The organism is Nocardioides faecalis, from assembly GCF_018388425.1.
Taxonomy (GTDB): domain Bacteria; phylum Actinomycetota; class Actinomycetes; order Propionibacteriales; family Nocardioidaceae; genus Nocardioides; species Nocardioides faecalis.
Genome location: NZ_CP074406.1, coordinates 2,179,725 through 2,198,884, shown reverse-complemented (window position 1 = coordinate 2,198,884; position 19,160 = coordinate 2,179,725). Strand labels below are relative to the sequence as shown.

At 70.8% G+C, this 19,160-nt stretch carries 19 protein-coding genes; 17 read left to right on the top strand and 2 right to left on the bottom strand.

What is annotated here, in order from left to right:
- Positions 1 to 3 precede the first annotated feature (3 nt).
- The 13 genes from KG111_RS10195 to KG111_RS10135 are packed head-to-tail and all read left to right on the top strand — an operon-like array spanning position 4 to position 12,308.
- Positions 4 to 1,326 (top strand): MCE family protein, encoded by a 1,323-nt coding sequence (locus tag KG111_RS10195; protein ID WP_205291907.1) that lies wholly within the window; start codon positions 4 to 6, stop codon positions 1,324 to 1,326.
- Entirely contained in the window at positions 1,323 to 2,432 is a 1,110-nt protein-coding gene (locus KG111_RS10190) for an MCE family protein (protein ID WP_205291908.1), read from the top strand. The genes KG111_RS10195 and KG111_RS10190 overlap by 4 nt, the downstream gene beginning before the upstream one ends.
- Positions 2,432 to 3,415, top strand: coding sequence for an MCE family protein (locus KG111_RS10185; RefSeq protein ID WP_205291909.1), 984 nt, complete (start codon positions 2,432 to 2,434; stop codon positions 3,413 to 3,415). Before KG111_RS10190 ends, KG111_RS10185 begins: the two co-directional genes overlap by 1 nt.
- A complete protein-coding gene (locus KG111_RS10180; protein WP_205291910.1) occupies positions 3,412 to 4,689 on the top strand; it encodes an MCE family protein in 1,278 nt (425 codons plus the stop codon). Before KG111_RS10185 ends, KG111_RS10180 begins: the two co-directional genes overlap by 4 nt.
- Positions 4,686 to 6,044: an MCE family protein gene (locus KG111_RS10175; RefSeq protein WP_249666072.1), complete on the top strand. Its 1,359-nt coding sequence runs from the start codon at positions 4,686 to 4,688 to the stop codon at positions 6,042 to 6,044. The genes KG111_RS10180 and KG111_RS10175 overlap by 4 nt, the downstream gene beginning before the upstream one ends.
- The gene (locus tag KG111_RS10170; RefSeq protein WP_205291911.1) at positions 6,041 to 7,315 is read left to right on the top strand and encodes an MCE family protein; all 1,275 of its coding nucleotides are present in this window, start codon (positions 6,041 to 6,043) and stop codon (positions 7,313 to 7,315) included. The genes KG111_RS10175 and KG111_RS10170 overlap by 4 nt, the downstream gene beginning before the upstream one ends.
- The gene (locus tag KG111_RS10165) at positions 7,312 to 7,917 is read left to right on the top strand and encodes an Rv1363c family protein (RefSeq protein WP_205291912.1); all 606 of its coding nucleotides are present in this window, start codon (positions 7,312 to 7,314) and stop codon (positions 7,915 to 7,917) included. The genes KG111_RS10170 and KG111_RS10165 overlap by 4 nt, the downstream gene beginning before the upstream one ends.
- 10 nt (positions 7,918 to 7,927) lie before the next feature.
- The gene (locus KG111_RS10160; RefSeq protein WP_205291913.1) at positions 7,928 to 8,896 is read left to right on the top strand and encodes a hypothetical protein; all 969 of its coding nucleotides are present in this window, start codon (positions 7,928 to 7,930) and stop codon (positions 8,894 to 8,896) included.
- A 20-nt stretch (positions 8,897 to 8,916) separates the two neighbouring features.
- A complete protein-coding gene (locus KG111_RS10155; RefSeq protein WP_249666071.1) occupies positions 8,917 to 9,942 on the top strand; it encodes an NAD(P)/FAD-dependent oxidoreductase in 1,026 nt (341 codons plus the stop codon).
- Between the two features lie 2 nt (positions 9,943 to 9,944).
- Positions 9,945 to 10,415 carry a pyridoxamine 5'-phosphate oxidase family protein gene (locus KG111_RS10150; protein WP_205291914.1) on the top strand — a complete coding sequence of 157 codons (471 nt, stop codon included), beginning with the start codon at positions 9,945 to 9,947 and terminating at the stop codon, positions 10,413 to 10,415.
- A gap of 12 nt (positions 10,416 to 10,427) precedes the next feature.
- Positions 10,428 to 10,622 carry a ferredoxin gene (locus KG111_RS10145; protein ID WP_205291915.1) on the top strand — a complete coding sequence of 65 codons (195 nt, stop codon included), beginning with the start codon at positions 10,428 to 10,430 and terminating at the stop codon, positions 10,620 to 10,622.
- The gene (locus KG111_RS10140) at positions 10,622 to 11,542 is read left to right on the top strand and encodes a 3-oxoacyl-ACP reductase (RefSeq protein WP_205291916.1); all 921 of its coding nucleotides are present in this window, start codon (positions 10,622 to 10,624) and stop codon (positions 11,540 to 11,542) included. Before KG111_RS10145 ends, KG111_RS10140 begins: the two co-directional genes overlap by 1 nt.
- 10 nt (positions 11,543 to 11,552) lie before the next feature.
- On the top strand, positions 11,553 to 12,308 hold the full coding sequence (locus KG111_RS10135; protein ID WP_205291917.1) for a glucose 1-dehydrogenase: 756 nt from the start codon (positions 11,553 to 11,555) through the stop codon (positions 12,306 to 12,308).
- 57 nt (positions 12,309 to 12,365) lie between these two features.
- Here the strand turns inward: KG111_RS10135 and KG111_RS10130 are convergent, their stop codons facing one another.
- Entirely contained in the window at positions 12,366 to 12,977 is a 612-nt protein-coding gene (locus KG111_RS10130) for a TetR family transcriptional regulator (RefSeq protein ID WP_205291918.1), read from the bottom strand.
- Positions 12,978 to 13,162: 185 nt separating this feature from the next.
- Between KG111_RS10130 and KG111_RS10125 the strand changes: the two genes are divergently transcribed.
- From KG111_RS10125 to KG111_RS10115, 3 genes are read left to right on the top strand one after another with little or no spacing between them, the layout of a single operon-like run.
- On the top strand, positions 13,163 to 14,419 hold the full coding sequence (locus tag KG111_RS10125; RefSeq protein ID WP_205291919.1) for a glycosyltransferase family 4 protein: 1,257 nt from the start codon (positions 13,163 to 13,165) through the stop codon (positions 14,417 to 14,419).
- Positions 14,406 to 15,155 (top strand): class I SAM-dependent methyltransferase, encoded by a 750-nt coding sequence (locus KG111_RS10120; protein WP_205291920.1) that lies wholly within the window; start codon positions 14,406 to 14,408, stop codon positions 15,153 to 15,155. Before KG111_RS10125 ends, KG111_RS10120 begins: the two co-directional genes overlap by 14 nt.
- 5 nt (positions 15,156 to 15,160) lie before the next feature.
- Entirely contained in the window at positions 15,161 to 16,297 is a 1,137-nt protein-coding gene (locus KG111_RS10115) for a prenyltransferase (protein WP_205291921.1), read from the top strand.
- Here the strand turns inward: KG111_RS10115 and KG111_RS10110 are convergent.
- Positions 16,268 to 17,020, bottom strand: a complete 753-nt coding sequence (locus KG111_RS10110; protein WP_249666070.1) for a class I SAM-dependent methyltransferase — start codon at positions 17,018 to 17,020, stop codon at positions 16,268 to 16,270. The genes KG111_RS10115 and KG111_RS10110 overlap by 30 nt on opposite strands.
- 49 nt (positions 17,021 to 17,069) lie before the next feature.
- Between KG111_RS10110 and KG111_RS10105 the strand changes: the two genes are divergently transcribed.
- Positions 17,070 to 19,160, top strand: a complete 2,091-nt coding sequence (locus tag KG111_RS10105) for an acyl-CoA dehydrogenase family protein (protein ID WP_205291922.1) — start codon at positions 17,070 to 17,072, stop codon at positions 19,158 to 19,160.

Sequence of the window (19,160 nt, the reverse complement as noted above, 5' to 3'; positions counted from 1 at the left end):
CTGATGCTGGTCAACGTCCATCACGACAGCGCCAAGGAGCACAACCGGCTCCTGGTCGCAGGCGTCGTCTTCCTCAGCGTGATCGCGCTGCTCGTGTGGCTCTCGATCGCGATCTACAACAAGACCTTCGAGTCCTCGACCAAGGTCGTCGTCAAGGCCGACCGGGCCGGCCTGCAGCTGGCCAAGTTCGGCGACGTGCGGATCAACGGCGCCCTGGTGGGCCGGGTGGACCGGATCGACCAGGACGGCGAGGAGGCCGAGATCACCTTGGCCCTGCAGCCGTCGGCGGCGGAGAAGATCCCGGCCAACATCAGCGTGCAGATCCTGCCGACGACGCTGTTCGGCCAGAAGTTCGTCTCGCTGGTCCGGCCCGACGAGCCCTCGCCGAAGCCGATCCGTGACGGTGACGTGATCAGCTCCGACCGGGTCGAGACCAACGTGGAGCTCAGCCAGATCCTGGCCGACCTGTTCCCGCTGCTGCGCAGCGTCAAGCCGGCCGACCTGAACGCGACGCTGAACGCGCTGGCCACGGCGCTGGAGGGCCGCGGCAACGACCTCGGCGCCACGATGGACGAGCTGGGCGAGTACATCGGCGCCATCGACGGCTCCCTGCCCACGCTGCGCAAGGACCTGGAGGCGCTCGCCGACGTCGCCGAGGCGTACGACGCCGCCGCGCCCGACCTGCTCGACGTGCTCGACAACCTCACGGTCACCTCCAAGACGGTGGTCGAGAAGGCCGCCGACCTCGACGTGTTCTTCTCCGACCTCACCGGGCTGGCCCGTACCAGCACCCGGCTCCTGGGGGACAACGAGCAGAACCTGATCCGGATGGGCGAGGTCACCGAGCCGGTGCTCGCGCTGCTGGCGGAGTACTCGCCGCAGTTCCCCTGCCTCATCCGCGGCGCCGCCAACTACGAGCCGATCCTGTCCAAGACGTTCGAGGGCAACTGGGTGAAGCAGTACATCGAGCTCGGCTCCCCGCAGTACCGGGTCTTCGACGAGACCGACCTGCCGGAGTACGGCGAGGTCGGCCACGGGCCCTGGTGCCTGGGCCTGCCGAACTTCAAGGTGCCCGGCGACCCCGCCCCGCTCGACCAGGGCTCCGACATCGACGAGCGCGGCGGCTACCTGCCCGTGCCGGTGCCGGGGGCCAAGAACCCGAAGGGGGTGGGGCACATCGACTCCGGCTACGCCGGCTCGCTCGCCGAGCAGCAGGTGATCAACGCGATGCTCGCCGACGGCAGCGGTCGTCAGCCCGGTGCCTACGGTGCGCTCGGCCCGCTGCTCTACGGCCCGGTCGTGCGTGAGGGGAGGGCTCAGGGATGAGCGACCAGCACTCGGCGGCCCAGCTGCGTCGCCGCCGCAACGCGGTGACCGTCTCGGCCGGGATCAAGCTGGCTGTGTTCACCGTGATCTCGGCCTTCGTGACCGGCCTGCTGGTGGTGATCATGGGCAACCTCGGCTTCGGCGACCGCACCGAGTACCACGCGATCTTCAGCAACGCGACGATGCTGGAGAAGGGCGACGACGTCCGGGTGGCCGGGGTCAACGTCGGTGAGGTCAAGAAGGTCGAGCACCACAAGCGCTCGATGGCGAAGATCACCTTCAAGATCGATTCCGGCGTCAAGATGACCACCGCCTCGCGGGCGGAGATCCGGTTCCTGAACCTGGTCGGCGACCGGTACATGGCACTGGTGTCGGGCGGCGAGGCCGCGAAGTCGGCGAAGCCGCTGGCCGACGGCGCCACGATCCCGCTCGAGCAGACCAAGCCGGCCCTCGACCTCACCGTGCTCTTCGACGGCTTCAAGCCGCTGTTCGCCGCGCTGTCGCCCAAGCAGGTCGACGAGCTCAGCCTGAACCTGGTGCAGGTGCTGCAGGGGGAGGGCGGCACGGTGCGCAGCCTGCTCTCACACACCGCCTCCCTGACCGGCACCCTGGCCGACCGGGACCAGCTGATCGGCGACGTCATCACGAACCTCTCCGAGACCCTGGAGACCGTCGACTCCCGCCACGAGCAGCTCAGCAGCCTGGTGGTGGAGCTGAAGAACTGGATGACCGACCTGGCACAGGACCGCGAGACCATCGGCTCCTCGCTGGACAACATCTCCCAGCTCACGGTCACGGTCGCCGACCTGCTGCAGAAGGGCCGTCCGCTGGTCAAGGAGGACATCGCCGCCCTGCGCAAGCTGTCCGCCCTGCTCAACAAGCCGGAGAACCGCAAGAACCTGGCCGAGCTCCTCGACCGCATGCCCAGGACGATGACCGACCAGACCCGCACCGGGACCTACGGCTCCTGGTACCAGTACTACGTGTGCGGCGTCTCGGCGAGCATCCGCCTGCCGCTGCTCGGCAACCAGCCGGTCCTCAAGGAGATCCAGAAGTACCTGTCCACGTTCGAGTTCCACTCCAGCGCGCCGAGGTGCAACGACTGATGGCACGCAACAACGATGCTCGGGTGATCCGGCTGGGCGTGATCACGCTGGTGGTCATGGCCCTGATCTCGGCGGCCACCTTCAACCTCGGCAAGTTCCCGGGTTTCCGGGGCACGCCGTACTACGCGGAGTTCAGCGACGCCAGCGGCATCCACAAGGGCAACATCGTCCAGGTCGGCGGCATCCGCGCCGGCCGGGTCACCGACGTGAGCCTGGCGGGGGACCGGGTGAAGGTGAAGTTCGAGCTCGACGGCGGCATCGAGTTCGGCAAGGAGAGCAGGGCCTCGATCGAGGTGCTCAACCTGCTGGGGGAGAAGTTCCTCGACCTCGAGCCCGCCGGCCAGGGGCAGCTCGCCTCCGGCGCCACGATCCCGCTCGAGCGCACCCAGTCCGCCTACGACATCGTCGGTGTCTTCAGCGACCTGACCCAGACCACCGAGAACATCGACACCGAGCAGCTCACCAAGGCCCTCGACACGGTGGCCGAGACCCTCGACGTCGCGGCACCGGAGATCAAGGCCTCCTTCGACGGCATCGCGCGGCTCTCCCGCACCGTCGCCTCCCGCGACGCCGAGATCCAGAGCCTGTTCGAGAGCTCCAAGGAGGTCACCACCGTGCTCGCCGAGCGCAGCGACGACCTGGTGAAGCTGATGAAGAACGCCGACCTGGTGTTCAAGGAGCTCACCAAGCGCCGCGACGCGGTGCATGACCTGCTGGTCAACGCCCGCACGCTGGCCCGTGAGCTCGGCGGCGTGGTGGCCGACAACGAGAAGCAGATCGGCCCCGCCCTCAAGGAGGTCGACGGCCTGGTCAGCTTCTTGGTGTCGAAGAAGAAGAAGATCAAGGAGACGATGGCGGCGCTGGGCCCCTACGTCTCGATCCTCAGCAACATCGTCGGGACCGGTCCCTGGTTCGACGCCTACGCCTCGAACCTGCTGGCCCTGCCGACCGGCGAGTTCCTTCCCGGATTCGTGGAGAGATGACGATGGTTGCCACGATCATCAAGCGCATCGACCGCCGGGTCCTCATCGTCCTCGGGGTCCTGGTGCTGCTCGCCGTCACGGTCAACGTGCTGCGCTCCCCGGCGGAGATGAAGACCGTCACCGCCCACTTCCCGCGCGCGGTCAGCGTCTACAAGGGCACCGACGTGCGCATCCTCGGCGTGAACGTCGGCAAGGTCACCAAGGTGACGCCGGCGGGCAACTCGGTCCGCGTCGACATGGAGTACGACGCCGAGTACAAGGTGCCGGACGACGCCAAGGCCGTCATCATCACCCCCACCCTGGTCGCGGACCGGTTCGTGCAGCTCACCCCCGTCTACGAGGGAGGCGAGGTGATGGCCGACGGTGCCGACATCGCACTGGAGGAGACCGGCGTCCCGGTCGAGCTGGACCGCATCTACGCCAGCCTGCAGTCGCTCGTCCAGACCCTGGGGCCCAACGGCGTGAACGCCGACGGGACGCTGGACAACCTCATGGCCGCCGGTGAGAAGGCGCTGTCGGGGCAGGGCGCGAAGGGCAACCAGATGATCCGCGACCTGTCCCAGGCCGCGGAGACCTTCGGCGCCGGCGCCGGCCCGCTGTTCGAGACCGTCACCCGCCTGGCGGAGTTCACCAAGACGCTCGCTGAGAACGACACCCTGGTGCGTGCCTTCATGCAGGACCTGACCGGGGTCTCCCGGATGCTCGCCGAGGAGAGCGACGAGCTCGACGCCGCGGTCACGGCCGTTGCGCAGTCGGTCGGCAAGGTGAAGAACTTCGTCAAGGACAACCGCGACGGGTTGGTCAGCGACGTCGAGAAGCTCACCGAGGTCGTGCGCACCATCGCCTCGGAGTCGGAGAGCCTCGACCAGGCGCTGCGCGTCGCGCCGGTCGCGATCGGCAACCTGCACATGGGCTTCGACCACGCCACCGGCTCCCAGAACTCGCGGGTGGGCATCGGCGGCTACGTCTGGGACGCCGACGGCTTCATCTGCGCGGTGATCCAGCAGAACCCGGCGATGCCGGCAGCGCTGAAGGACACCGCCTGCACGTTGATCGAGGCCATCTTGGAGCCGATCGTGTCGAACCTGCCGTGGCTGCCACCCGAGTACAAGTCGGTGCTGCCGAGCTCGGGCGGCACCCAGAAGGGCGCCGCCGGAGCCCGCCACGCCAAGGCCGACTCCGACCAGGGCATCCCGCTTCCGGAGGTCGCCGAGGTCTCCTACTCGACCGGTGAGGACGCCTCCGTCACCGGCCTGCTCGGAGGTACGCGGTGAACATCCCACGACGACCCCGCCGCCGGACGCGCTCCTGGGTCCGGCCCGCCGCACTGCTGGCCAGCGTCGCGCTGGTGCTCAGCGCCTGCGACTTCGACGGCGCCTACGACCTTCCGCTGCCCGGCCACGAGATCGACCGCAACAAGGCGTTCAAGGTGACCGCCTACTTCGCCGACGTGCTCAACGTCGTGCCCCGCTCCCCGGTGATGGTCGACGACGTCGTGGTCGGCGAGGTCGCCGAGGTGGAGCGGGCCGGCTGGAACGCCAAGGTCACCCTCCTGCTGCGCGAGGACCTCAAGCTGCCCGACAACGCCATCGCCGACATCCGGCAGGTCTCCCTGCTCGGCGAGAAGTACGTCGCCCTCGAGGAGCCCGACCAGTCGCCGGGCACCGGTCGGCTCGCGGACGGCGACACCATCCCGTTGGCCCTCACCGGACGCAACCCGGAGGTCGAGGAGGTGCTCGGCGCGCTCTCCTTCCTGCTCAGCGGCGGCGGCGTCGCCCAGCTCGGCTCCATCGTCGAGGAGGCCAACCAGGTGATGTCGGGTCGCGAGGACCGGCTCAAGGACCTGCTCTCCTCCCTCGACTCGGTCGTGGGCACCCTGGACGACCAGAAGGTCGCGATCATCAGCGCGCTGCAGTCGATGAACAACCTGACCTCCACCCTGAACCAGGAGAAGGACACGATCACCGACGCGCTGGACGCCACCGGCCCGGCGATCGAGGTGCTGGGCGCCCAGCACGACGAGCTCGTGGAGATGCTCGGCGCGCTCGACGAGCTGGGCAAGGTCGGCACGCGGGTGATCAACGCCAGCAAGGACGACGTCCTCGCGATCCTGGAGGACCTGAGCCCGATCGTGCGCAAGCTGACCGAGGCCGACGAGCAGCTCGCGCCCGGCCTGAACCTGCTGCTCAGCTTCCCGTTCCCGCAGTCGGCCAACAAGATCGTGCAGGGCGACTACGCCGACACCATCGCCCGGGTCGACATCGACCTGGCCAACCTGCTGCAGACCCTCGGCCTGCCCGACATCCAGCTGCCCGACATCGGCGAGGTGGTGGACCAGGTCGGCCGCTGCCTGAAGAGCGGCGACCTGCTCGGCACCGCGTGCGCGAAGGTGGTGCAGGACGCCACCCTCCTCAAGGACCTCAAGAACCAGTGCCGCACGAAGCCGGCGCTGAAGGACTCACCGGTGTGCAAGCTGCTGACAAGCGTGCCCGACCTCGACCTGGGCAAGCTGCTCGGCGGCGCCCTCGGCAAGGACGGGATCCTCTCGGGGCTGAGCCGCGGGCTGGCCGGGAAGCCGGCAGCCCACGAGAACTCCTCGACCGACGCACTGCTGGGGGCGATCGCATGAGCCGCGGCGTACGGATCCGGCTGATGGCCTTCGTGGTGCTGTCGGCGGTCGGGATCACCTACATCACCGCCACCTACCTCGGCCTGGTCGACAAGGTCACCGGCCGGCAGATCACCGTCACCGCCAGCCTGACCGGCTCCGGCGGGCTCTTCGAGGGCAGCGAGGCCACCTACCGGGGGGTGAAGGTCGGCAAGGTCATCAAGGTCGACCCCACCGTGGAGGGCATCGACGTCACCGTCGACCTCTACCCCGGCACCAAGCTGCCGGCGGACTCCAGGGTCTTCGTGCACAACCTGTCGGCCGTCGGTGAGCAGTACCTCGACTTCCAGCCGGCCGACGACAAGGGCCCGTACGCGAAGGACGGCACCCGGTTCGCGGGCGCCGACGACTCCCTGCCGGTCGACGAGGGCGACCTGCTCATCGACATCAACGAGTTCGTGCAGTCGGTCGACAAGGACAGCCTGAGCAAGGTCATCGAGGAGCTCGGGCTGCTCTTCAACGACACCGGCCGCGACCTGCAGCGGCTCATCGACGGCGGCTCGCAGTTCATCTCCGAGGCCAGCGAGCACACCGACGAGACCATCGCGCTGCTCAACGACGGACTGACGGTGCTGCGCACCCAGCAGGGCCAGAAGGAGAACATCCGGCGCTTCGCGGCCGACCTCAACACCGTGACCTCCACCCTGCGCGGCGCCGACCGCGAGCTGCGCACGGTGCTCGGCCAGACGCCCGCCGCCGCCCGCCAGCTGACCGCCCTGCTGGAGGACCTCGAGCCCACGCTGCCGGTGCTGCTCAGCGACCTGATCACGGTCGACCAGGTGCTGCTCAGCGAGATCGAGGGCATCGAGCAGCTGCTGGTCACCTACCCGGCCGTCCTGGCCAGCGGCCCCACCGGCAGCACCGAGGACGGCTGGGGCCACGTCGGCCTGCAGCTGGACTACTCGGTGCCGCCGTGCACCCAGGGCTACCTCCACCCCTCCGAGTGGCGCTCCACCCAGGACCTCACCCGGCGCGAGCCCGCGGACGTCAACTGCACCGCCGAGGCGCCGTACGCGATGCGCGGACACCGCAACGCGCCGAGCAACCGAAAGGACGGCGCGGCCTCGCCGCCGCGCGTCTACAGTGGCGTCTACGACCCGTCCACCGGTGAGGTGCCCGGGCTGGTCGACTCGACAGGGAACCCTGTGCGGCTGAACCAGCCGGAGAACCTGTCCGTCCTTGGAGGGGATGCGTGGAAGTGGCTGTTGGTGGGTCCGGTGGCGAGCAAGTGAGCAAGGGACCGACGGACGACGACCGAAGCCGCACCCGACTCAACATCACGCTGTACGCGGCGACGGTGCTGCTCGCCTGCCTGGCCGTGGCGCTCGGCGTGCTGATCTACGACGCCCGCGGCGAGCAGATCGACGGCGTCGACGTGGTGCCCGGCGCCGGACAGGACGTGGGCCGCGGCATCGTGCAGGCCGTGCCGGCCGCCGACGCCGACGAGCAGGAGCGGACCGCAGCGCAGCTGAAGGCGGCCTCCGAGATGGTCACCTCCTTCGTGAACTTCGACCACAAGGAGCCCGACCGCACGATCAACGCGGTCCAGGAGCGCTCGACCGGCGAGTTCCTCAAGCAGTACAACGAGGGCGTCTCGGGTCTCAAGGAGCTCGCCGCCGAGGCCCAGTCCACGATGCAGGCCAGCGTGGTCTGGTCCGGCCTGGTCGCCGGGGACGACGACTCGGCCACGGTCATCGTCGCCACCACCGGCTCGGTGACCAACAAGACCACCGAGTTCAAGAAGGAGGCCCGCAACTACCGGATCCAGGTCGAGCTCGTCCTGGAGAAGGGTCGCTGGCTGACCTCCGACCTGCAGTACGTCGAGCTGGGCTGAGGAGCCGAGAATGAGTCGCCCCACCTCCCGCCGCTCCGTGAGCTCGCGTGGCACCACCCCGCGCCCGCGCAAGATCGCCGGGCGTGACGCCGGCCCTCGGGAGGACGGTCCGGATGACCTGACGACCGAGTCGACCGAGCCGACCGAGCCGACCGAGACGACCGAGACGACCGAGACGAAGGTCGGTCTGGCCGCCGGCCGACCGGTCGCCCCCGCCAGCGCCGACACCGTCACGGCCTCCGCCAGCGCGAAGACCCGCCCGGCCCGCAGGCCACCGGCCTCCGCGGTCACGCGGCCGGCCGCTGGGACGACCACCGCGACGACCACCGCGAAGACGGCCGGACCGGACGTGGAGGAGGCCGTCGACGCGGCCACCGATGCGCCGCGCGGACCCGGCGTGCTCGCCCGCCCCAGGACCACCCGGGTGCTGACGATCGTGCTCGCGGTGATCGCCGTGGTGCTCGCCGTCCAGGCGGTGTGGTTCTTCCAGAACCGCGACGGCGGCGAGGGCGAGGCTGCGGCCGCGGACGCCCCGGGCCGGGTCTCGGTGCCGAAGGACCGACCGGTGGTCGCCGGCGAGCTGTTCGCCGTCGAGGGCGTCGACGCCGCCGCGAAGGCCGCCCAGGAGATCGTCGCCGTCGACTTCAACAAGTACGACGACGAGGTCGAGGCCGCGGCCAAGCTGATGACCGCCCGGTTCGAGGAGCAGTACCGGACCACCGCCGGCGACATCAAGGACGACTTCGTCGCCAACAAGACGGTGGTGCAGTCCAACGTGGTCGCCCAGGGCGTGGTGCGGGCGAACCGGACGCGGCTGCAGGCGCTGGTGTTCCTCAACCAGGTCGTCACCCGCAACCGCGAGGGCAAGCCGGAGACCGTCGTGACGCCGTACAAGGTGCTCGTCACGATGGTGCACACCGACCAGGGGTGGCTGGTGGACGGTCTCGACACGGACGCGCCGCAAGACAAGAGCAACTAGAACACGTTACAGTCCGATCCGTGGTGAACCCCGACGGCGGTGCTTCCAGGCCCGCACCCACCGGACCGATCGAGTGCGACCTGACGGTCGTGGGAGCCGGGCCCTCCGGGCTCTACGCCACCTACTACGCCGGCTTCCGCGGCATGCGCGTCGCGCTCGTCGACTCGCTGCCCGAGCTGGGCGGCCAGGTGACGGCGATGTACCCGGAGAAGGCGATCCTCGACGTGGCCGGCTTCCCGTCGGTCAAGGGCCGCGAGCTCGTCGACGGCCTCGTCGCCCAGGCGCTCACGGCCGAGCCGGTCCAGCTGCTGGGCCGCACGGCCAGCGACCTGGAGGTCGACGACGACGGGGTCAGCCTCAGCCTCGACGACGGCACGGTGGTCCGTTCCAAGACCATGCTGATCACCGCGGGCATCGGGAAGTTCAGCCCGCGGCCGCTGCCCGCCGCCGACGGCTGGGTGGGTCGTGGGGTCGAGTTCTTCGTGCCCAGCTTCGCGCCGTACGTCGACCGCGACGTCGTCATCGTCGGCGGTGGGGACAGCGCCTTCGACTGGGCGCTGCACCTCGAGCCCATCGCCCGCTCCGTCACGCTGGTGCACCGCCGCGACGCGTTCCGCGCCCACGAGCGCACCGTCAAGGAGGTGCAGGGCTCGTCGGTGGAGATCATCACCCAGGCCCAGGTGACGGCGCTGCGCGACGCCGACGGCGGCGCCGAGGGCCCCCTGGCGTCGGTGGAGATCACCGTCGACGGCGTCGCCCGCACCCGGCCCGCCCAAGCGGTCGTCGCGGCGCTCGGCTTCATCGCCGACCTCGGCCCGCTGCAGAAGTGGGGGCTGGAGACGGACCGGCGCCACATCGTGGTCGACACCACGATGCGCACCAGCCTGCCCCGGGTCTTCGCCGCCGGCGACATCACCGAGTACCCCGGCAAGGTGCGCCTGATCGCGGTCGGCTTCGGCGAGGCGGCCACGGCCGTGAACAACGCCGCCGTCGTGATCGACCCCAGCGCCCACGTCTTCCCCGGGCACTCCTCGGAAGGAAGCTGAGCATGTCGACGTCGGGACGGGACCGCGTCCGGCTCGGCGAGGACGAGGTCGCCGCGCTGCTGGCAGAGAACCTCAAGGTGCAGGTCGCCGCCAACGGCCACGACGGCCTGCCGCACCTGACCACCCTGTTCTACGTCGTGCGCGACGGACGCATCGCGTTCTGGACCTACGGTCGCAGCCAGAAGATCCGCAACCTGGAGCGCGATCCCCGCCTCAGCGCCCTGGTGGAGGACGGCACGGACTACTTCGAGCTCCGCGGCGTCTCGATCCGAGGCCGCGCCGAGATCGTGCGCGACCGCGCCACGATCCTCGAGATCGGCTCCGCCGTCGTGGCGCGGATGGCCGGCGTCGACTCGCTCGAGGCGCTCGGCGACCTCGGCCGCGAGACCGTCGAGAAGCAGGCGACCAAACGGGTGGGCGTGATCGTGCACCCCGAGAAGGTCGCGTCCTGGGACCACCGGAAGATGACCTGAAAGGTGTCGAACATGAAGATCAAGGTCGACTTCGACCTGTGCGAGTCCAACGGCCTGTGTGAGGCGATGGCCCCCGAGGTCTTCGAGCTCGACGACGACGACTTCCTGCAGCTGCACACCGACGAGACCACGGACGCGAACATCGCCAACGTCCGCAAGGCCGTCGCCGCCTGCCCCAGGGCCGCGATCAGCCTCGAGGAGTCCTGATGAGCGAGAGCACCGCCTCCCGCGACGGCCTGGACGGCCGCGTCGCCATCGTCACCGGGGCCGGGGCCGGCCTCGGCCGCGCCGAGGCGCTGGCCCTGGCGAAGGCCGGTGCCCGGGTGGTCGTCAACGACCTGCCGGGTGCGGGGGAGGGCACGGCGGAGGAGATCCGTGCGCTCGGCGCCGAGGCGGTCGTGGTCGCCGGCGACGTCAGCGAGCGTGCCACCGCGGACGCGACGACCGCCGCTGCCGTCGACGGCTTCGGCCGGCTCGACGTGGTCGTCAACAACGCCGGCATGACCCGCGACCGGATGCTCTACAACCTCTCCGACGAGGAGTGGGATGCCGTCGTCGCCGTCCACCTGCGCGGCCACTTCCTGCTCTCCCGCAACGCCGCCGCCCACTGGCGTGCCCAGGCGAAGCAGAGCGCGGACGGCAAGGTCTACGGCTCCTTGGTCAACACCGCCTCCGAGGCGTCGCTGTCCGGCTCGCCCGGCCAGGCCAACTACGCCGCGGCGAAGGCGGGCATCACCGCGCTGACGCTCGCCGCCGCCCGCGGGCTCGGCAAGCTCGGCGTGCGCGCCAACGCCATCGCCCCGCGGGCGCGCACCGGCATGACCGCCGGCGTCTTCGGCGAGGAGGACACCTCCGGCAAGGCGGTGGACCCGTACTCGCCCGACCACGTCGCCCCGTTCGTGGCCTACCTGGCCTCGCCCGCCGCCGAGCGGATCACCGGGCAGGTGTTCGTCGTCTACGGCGGCATGGTCGCCCTGATGGAGGCGCCCCGGGTCGCGCAGCGCTTCGACGCCTCCGGCGACCTGTGGACGCCGGAGGACCTGGACAAGCAGGTCGGCGGCTGGTTCGCCGAGACCGACCCGGCCGTGGGTTTCGCCGCGGACCACATCTACAAGCTCAAGGTCTGAGGAGGATCCCGTGGGTCGACTCGACTCCAAGATCGCGATCGTCACCGGCGGCGCCCAGGGTCAGGGTGCCGCGATCTCGCGCGCCTACGCGGCCGAGGGCGCGCGGGTGGTGATCGCCGACGTCGCCGAGCAGGAGGGCCGCGCCGTGGCCGCCGAGATCGGCGACGCCGCGCACTTCGTCTCTCATGACGTCAGCGACGCCGCCTCCTGGCAGCGGGTGGTGGAGGAGACCTCCACCCGGTTCGGTGCGGTGGACGTGCTCGCCAACAACGCCGGCATCCTGCGCTTCGGCGACATCGAGCGGATGCCCGTCGAGGAGGTCGAGCTGCTGTGGCGGGTCAACCAGCTCGGCGTCTTCCTCGGCATGCAGGCCGTGACGCGGACCATGCGCAAGAACGGCGGCGGCTCGATCATCAACGCCTCCTCCGTCGAGGGCCTCGCCGGGATGCCCTCGTGCACCGCGTACGCGGCCACCAAGTGGGCCATCCGCGGGATGACGAAGTGCGCCGCGATGGAGCTCGGGCCACGCGGCATCCGGGTGAACTCGGTGCACCCCGGCATGATCGACACCCCGATGACCCGGGCCCACGGCGGCGACGCCGCCATGGAGTACGGCGCCTCCAAGGTGCCGCTGCGCCGGGTCGGCGTGCCCGAGGACGTCGCCGGGCTGTACGTCTTCCTGGCCAGCGACGAGTCCTCGTACCTCAACGGCGCGGAGATCGCGGTCGACGGCGGGGTGACCAGCACCCACGCGTTCGGCGCGTGAGCCCGCCCGCGGCCGGCCCAGTGCCGGTCGCGGTGCCGGTCGCGGTGCCGGTCGCGGTCAGTCGCGCAGGATGAGCCGGACGGCGGTCTCCATGTGCTGCGCGGTCTCCTCGGCGCTCGAGCGACCGGTCACCCAGGCGACCAGCGTGGACAGCCACACGTCACCGATCACCCGGGCGATGGCCGCGTCCTCGGCGCTCACCGTCGCCTCGTCCGGCACGCCGCCGTACATCGCGTGGGTGACCACGGAGGTCATCGACATGCCGACCTTGTGGATCTCGGCGGACACGCTGCTGTCGGCGAACATGAACGCCCGGGTCAGCGCCTCGGTCAGCTTGGGGTCGCCCTGCATGCCGCGCGACATGCGCTTGAGGACGAACAGCACCCGGTCGGCCTTGGTCTCGCCGGGGATGTCGCGGGCGGCGAGCCGCTCCGCGCCCTGGTCGAACTGCTGGCCCAGGGCGGAGACGAGCAGGTGGATCTTGGAGGGGAAGTACCGGTACAGCGTTCCGAGGGCGACGTCGGCACGCTCGGCGACGGCGCGCATCTGCACCGCGTCGAAGCCGCCGGTCTTGGCGAGGTCGAAGGTCGCGTCCAGGATGCGTCGGCGACGCTCGCGCTGGGCGGCGGAGCCGAAGTCGTCGGACGCGGACGCGTTGGTGGTGCTCACCGGGGTCTCCCTGTGGTGGTCTTCGGTCGGGTCCCAGGGACCCAGCCGTTAGGCTACTTCCTAGTAGCGCATAATAGGAACACGTTCCAGTTTGGTTCGGCCCTGCTCTCCTCCGGGAGCTCGGCGCCGTGACTCAGCGCACATGAGCCCGCGCCGAGAAGTACCCGAAGGATGAGGAGGATCCGATGCGGATCGCGATGCTTTCCTACCGCAGCAAGACGCACGTGGGGGGACAGGGGGTCTACCTGCGGCACCTCAGCCGTGAGTTGCACCGCTTGGGCCACACCGTGGAGGTCTTCTCCGGTCAGCCCTACCCGGAGCTCGACGAGGGGGTGCGGCTCACCAAGGTGCCCAGCCTCGACCTCTACCGCGAGCCCGACCCGTTCCGGGTTCCCAAGCCGCGCGAGTTCCGCGACCTGATCGACGTGCAGGAGTTCGCGATCATGTGCCTGGCCGGCTTCCCGGAGCCGCGCACGTTCGCCAAGCGGGTTGCCCGGGTGCTGGAGCAGCGCAAGGGTGAGTTCGACATCGCCCACGACAACCAGGTCCTCGGCCACGGCATGCTCGACATCGAGGAGCGTGCCGGCATCCCGCTGATCACCACGATCCACCACCCGATCACCTTCGACCGGCGCATCGACATCTCCCAGACCCGCAACCCGTGGCGCAAGCTCACCCTGCACCGCTGGTACGGCTTCCTGCGGATGCAGAAGGCCGTGGCCCGCAAGTGCCGCTGGATCCTGACGCCGTCCGAGGCGTCCAAGCGCGACATCGCCCGCGACTTCGGCGTCGACCCGGAGAAGATGCAGGTGATCCTCCTCGGTGTCGACGACAACTTCGTGCCGCCGACCAAGCCCCGGGTGCCCGGTCGGATCATGGCGATGGCCAGCGCGGACGCGCCGATGAAGGGGATCTCCACGCTGCTCGAGGCGTTCGCCAAGCTGCGCACCGAGCGTGACGTGGAGCTGGTGCTGGTCACCAGGCCGGCCCCCGGCGGCCGCACCGAGAAGCTCATCGAGAAGCTCGGCATCGCCGACGCCGTGAAGTTCGCCAGCGGCCTCACCGACGACGAGCTGGTCGAGCTGATGGGCTCGGCGGAGGTCGCCTGCGTGCCGTCGCTGTACGAGGGCTTCTCGCTGCCGACCGCCGAGCTGATGGCCTGCGCCACGCCGCTGGTGGTCTCCCGTGCCGGGGCGATCCCGGAGGTCGTCGGCGCGGACGGCGAGTGTGCCGACCTGGTCACCCCCGGTGACGTCGGCGAGCTGCAGCAGGCGCTGGAGCGGATGCTGGATGACCCCGAGCGCCGTGCCCGGATGGGCGCGGCGGGTCGCAGGCGCGTCGAGGAGCACTTCAGCTGGCGTGCGGTCGCGGTCAAGGTGGCCGCCGCGTACGAGAAGGTGATCGAGGACTTCGAGAAGGAGAAGACCAATGCTGACCGTTGACTTCGACCGCCTGGGCCTGCGCCCCGGTGAGCGGGTGCTGGACATGGGTGCCGGCGCCGGCCGGCACAGCTTCGAGATGTACCGCCGCGGAGCCGACGTCATGGCCTTCGACCTGGACGCCGACGAGCTGGCCGGGGTCAAGGACCTCTTCGTCGCGATGAAGGAGGCCGGCGAGGTTCCCGAGGGCGCCGAGGCCGACGTCAAGCAGGGCGACGCCCTCGCGCTGCCGTTCGGCGACGGCGAGTTCGACCGCATCGTGTGTGCCGAGGTGCTCGAGCACATCCACGCCGACGTCGACGCGATCAAGGAGCTCGTCCGGGTGCTGCGCCCCGGCGGCACGCTGGCGATCTCGGTGCCGCGGTGGCTGCCCGAGGTCATCAACTGGAAGCTGTCGGCGGACTACCACAATGCCGAGGGCGGCCACATCCGCATCTACACCGACCACGAGCTCATCGACAAGGTCACCAAGGCCGGCCGCTTCAACGACGGCACGCCCGGCGACGCGATGATCTACGAGGGCAAGGAGTACACGCACGGCCTGCACGCGCCGTACTGGTGGATCAAGTGCGCGGTCGGCGTCGAGAACGACGCTCACCCGCTCGCGAAGGCGTACCACAAGCTGCTGGTCTGGGAGATCATGAAGCAGCCCAAGGCGCTGCAGCTGGCCGGCAAGGTCCTGGACCCGCTGATCGGCAAGAGCATGGTGCTGTACTTCCGCAAGCCCGAGGCGGCGTGACGCCGGTGGCCGCGACGCCGGAGGTCCCGCTCAGCCGCCTGCCGTACGTCGACGGCGTGCTCACCGCCCAGCAGGTCGCCGACACCGCCGCCGCGATCGCGACGATGCAGGAGCCGTGGGGCGCGGTGCCGTGGACCGTCGGCGAGCACGTCGACATCTGGAACCACGTCGAGGCCGCGATGGCGATGCTCGTCGGCGGCCAGGTGGCCGCTGCCGAGCGCGCCTACGAGTGGGTGCCGACGCTGCAGCGCGCCGACGGTTCGTGGCCCATGAAGATCGTCGGCGGCGAGCCCGAGGACGAGCGCGGCGAGGTCAACATGTCGGCGTACTTCGCGGTGGGGCTGTGGCACCACTGGCTGGTGCGCCGCGACATCCGCTTCGTCGAGCGGTTCTGGCCCTCGGTGCGGGCCGGCCTCGACTTCGTCACCTCCCTGCAGGAGCCCTTCGGCGGGATCCGCTGGACGCCGGTCGACGACCTGTGCCTGCTCACCGGGAGCTCCAGCATCTACCAGTCGCTGCGTGCCGGTGTGGCGCTGGCTGACCTGATGGACGACCCGCAGCCGGAGTGGGAGCTGGCCGGCGGTCGGCTCGGCCACGCGGTGCGCCACCACGCCGACGAGTTCGCCGACAAGTCCACCTACTCGATGGACTGGTACTACCCGGTCCTCGGCGGCGCGGTGCGCGGCGACGACGCGCGGGCGCTGATCGAACGACGCTGGGACGACTTCGTGGTGCCGGGCCTGGGCATCCGGTGCGTCGACACCAACCCGTGGGTCACCGGCGCGGAGACCTGCGAGCTGGCGATGGCGCTCGACGTCATGGGCGACCAGCGCCGGGCGCTGGGGTTGCTCAGCGACATGCAGCACCTGCGCGAGTCCGACGGGCGCTACTGGACCGGCTGGGTGTACGACGACCCGGCCGCCCCCAGCAACGGCGAGCCGCGCAACGTGCACTGGCCGGTGGAGCACACCACCTACACCGCTGCCGCGGTGCTGCTGGCCGTCGACGCGCTGGGGGAGACCTACGGCCACGGCACCCCGGGCTCCGGCATCATGCGCGGCGCCTCGCTGGCGCCGCACTTCGCCGAGATCGCGCTGGAGTGCGACTGCCCCTCAGGCGAGCGGGTCGCCGGCCGCTCCTGAGGTGCGCTGCAGCACCCGCAGGGAGCCGACCGCCTCGACCTCGGTGAAGGCGCCGCTCGCCAGTGCCGGCAGGTAGATCTGCTCGTACGGCGGGCGGCCGCCTTCGGCGGGGTCCTCGAAGACGTCGTGGATGGCCAGGCAGCCGCCCGCCTCGACCCAGTGCGCCCAGCCCTGGAAGTCGTCGCGGGCGGGCTGCTCGCCGTGCCCGCCGTCGATGAACAGCAGCGACAGCGGCGCGCGCCAGTGCGCAGCCACGGTCTGCGACTGGCCGACGATCGCGATCACGTGGTCCTCCAGCCCGGCGCGCGCGATGTTCTTGCGGAACACGCCGAGGGTGTCCATCAGGCCGATCTCGGGGTCGACGACGGACGGGTCGTGGTGCTCCCAGCCGGCCTGGTTCTCCTCCGAGCCCCGGTGGTGGTCGACGGTGAAAACCACTGCATCGCGACCGGTCGCCGCGCTGACGGCCTGCGCCGCCGCGCCCAGGTAGAGGGCGGACTTCCCGCAGTAGGTGCCGACCTCGAGCGCCGGCCCGTGGGGGAGCCGGGCGAGCCCGAGGCGGTGCAGCGCCGCGCCCTCGTCCTCGGGCATGAACCCCTTCGCCGCCTGCGCCTGGGCCAGCAGCTCGGCCGGCATCTCGGCCGGCATCTCGGCCGGCATCGGTGCGTCGGGACCGGGCGCGGTCGGGGTGGCGGGCTGGTTCGGCTGCGCGGTGTCGGTCACCCCGCCACTCTAGTAGAGTTAGAACCTGTTCTAGATTTCAAGGAGCCTCATGTCCCTCGGCATCTCCGAAGACCAGGTCGAGCTGGCCGACAGCCTGCGCAAGTGGGCGGCCAGCCTGGGCCCGATCGCGGCCGTGCGCGCCGCGGAGGGCGACCCCCACGCGGACTTCGCGGACCTCTGGTCCGCGGCACAGGAGATGGGCCTGGCCGCGATCGCCCTGCCCGAGTCCGCCGGCGGCGGCGGTGGCACCGTGCTGGACCAGGCCGTCGCACTGGAGGCCTGCGCCCACGAGCTCGTGCCCGGCGGACTGCTGGGCGCCAGCCTCGGCGCCCTCCTCGCCGGCCGGCCCGGTCGCTTCGGCGTCCAGGTCTTCCCCGGTGGCGTGGTGTGGGACGGCGGCACCGGCACCGAGGCGCTGCTCCTCGACGCAGACGACACCCAGTCGGACGTCCAGCCCGATGCCCAGCCGGATGTCCAGCCCGAGGCGCACCTCGGCGTGGACCTGTCGGCGCGGCACGCAAGCGTGCCCGCCGCCGTCGGCGCGACCGAGACCGAGGTCGACCCGGCGCGGCGCCGGCTGGCGATCACCCTGGCCGCGGCCGAGGCCGCCGGCGTGGCCCGCTGGTGCCTGGGCACGGCGGTCGACTACGCCAAGGTCCGCGAGCAGTTCGGCCAGAAGATCGGGGCCTTCCAGGCCATCAAGCACCTGTGCGCGCAGATGTTGGAGACGGCCGAGGCCGTCACCGCGGCCGCCTGGGACGCGGCCGCCGCTGCCGACGCCGGAGACGAGACGCAGTGGGACTTCGCGGTCGACGTGGCCGCCGCGGTCTGCTTCGACGGCGCCGTGGAGGTCGCCAAGTCCTGCATCCAGGTCCTCGGCGGGATCGGCTTCACCTTCGAGCACGACGCCCACCTCTACCTGCGCCGGGCGATCACGCTGCGCTCCCTGGTGGGCTCCGCCGACGACGCCGCGGAGCGGGTCTGCGCCGCCGCCGTCGCCGGGGTACGACGCCAGGTCGACGTCGACCTGGAGGGCCGCGACGAGACGATCCGCCCCGAGGCGCGCGCCACCGCCGAGCGGATCGCGGCGCTCGAGGGGGCGGACCAGCGCGCGGCGCTGGTCGAGGCCGGCTACCTGACGCCGCACTGGCCGGCGCCGTACGGGCTGGGGGCGGATCCGACGACACAGATCGTCATCGACCAGGAGCTGGCCCGGGCCAAGGTCACCCGCCCTGACCTGGTCATCGCCGGGTGGGCGGTGCCCACCGTGCTGGCCCACGGCACCGACGAGCAGCGGGAGCGGTTCGTGCGGCCCTCCCTGCTGGGTGAGCTGACCTGGTGCCAGCTCTTCTCCGAGCCCGGTTCCGGCTCCGACCTCGCCTCGCTGCGGACCAAGGCCGTGCGGGTCGACGGCGGCTGGTCGCTGAGCGGGCAGAAGGTGTGGACCTCGGTCGCCGAGCGCGCGGACTGGGGGATCTGCCTGGCCCGCACCGACCCCGACGTGCCCGCGCACAAGGGGATCACCTACTTCCTCCTCGACATGCGCAGCCCGGGCATCGAGGTCCGCCCGCTGCGCGAGATCACCGGCGAGGCGCTGTTCAACGAGGTCTTCCTCGACGACGTGTTCGTGCCCGACGAGTGCGTGGTCGCCGAGCCGGGCGACGGCTGGCGGCTGGCCCGCACGACGCTGGCCAACGAGCGGGTCGCGATGGCCAGCGCCCGGCTCACCAAGAGCGTCGAGCGGGCGGTGGCGTTGGCCGCGACCGGCGACCTCCGGGCCGCGCAGCGCGTCGCGGTCGGGCACCAGGTGGCGCTGGCGACCGTGTGCGGCCTGCTGGGGGTCCGCACGACGCTGCGCGCCCTGGGCGGTCAGGGCCCGGGGGCGGAGTCCAGCGTGGCGAAGCTGCTCGGCGTGCGGAGCCGGCAGGAGTCCTCCGAGCTGGTGGTGACGCTGCAGGGCGACCGGCTGGCGGTGCTGGACCCACTGACGGCCCGCCCCGACACCCCGGGACAGCGGGGCGAGAACCTCGCCGCCGACGTGTGGGAGCAGCTGAACACCCGGTGCCTGTCGATCGCCGGCGGCACCACCCAGATCCTGCGCAACGTCGCCGGAGAGCGGATCCTCGGCCTGCCCCGCTGA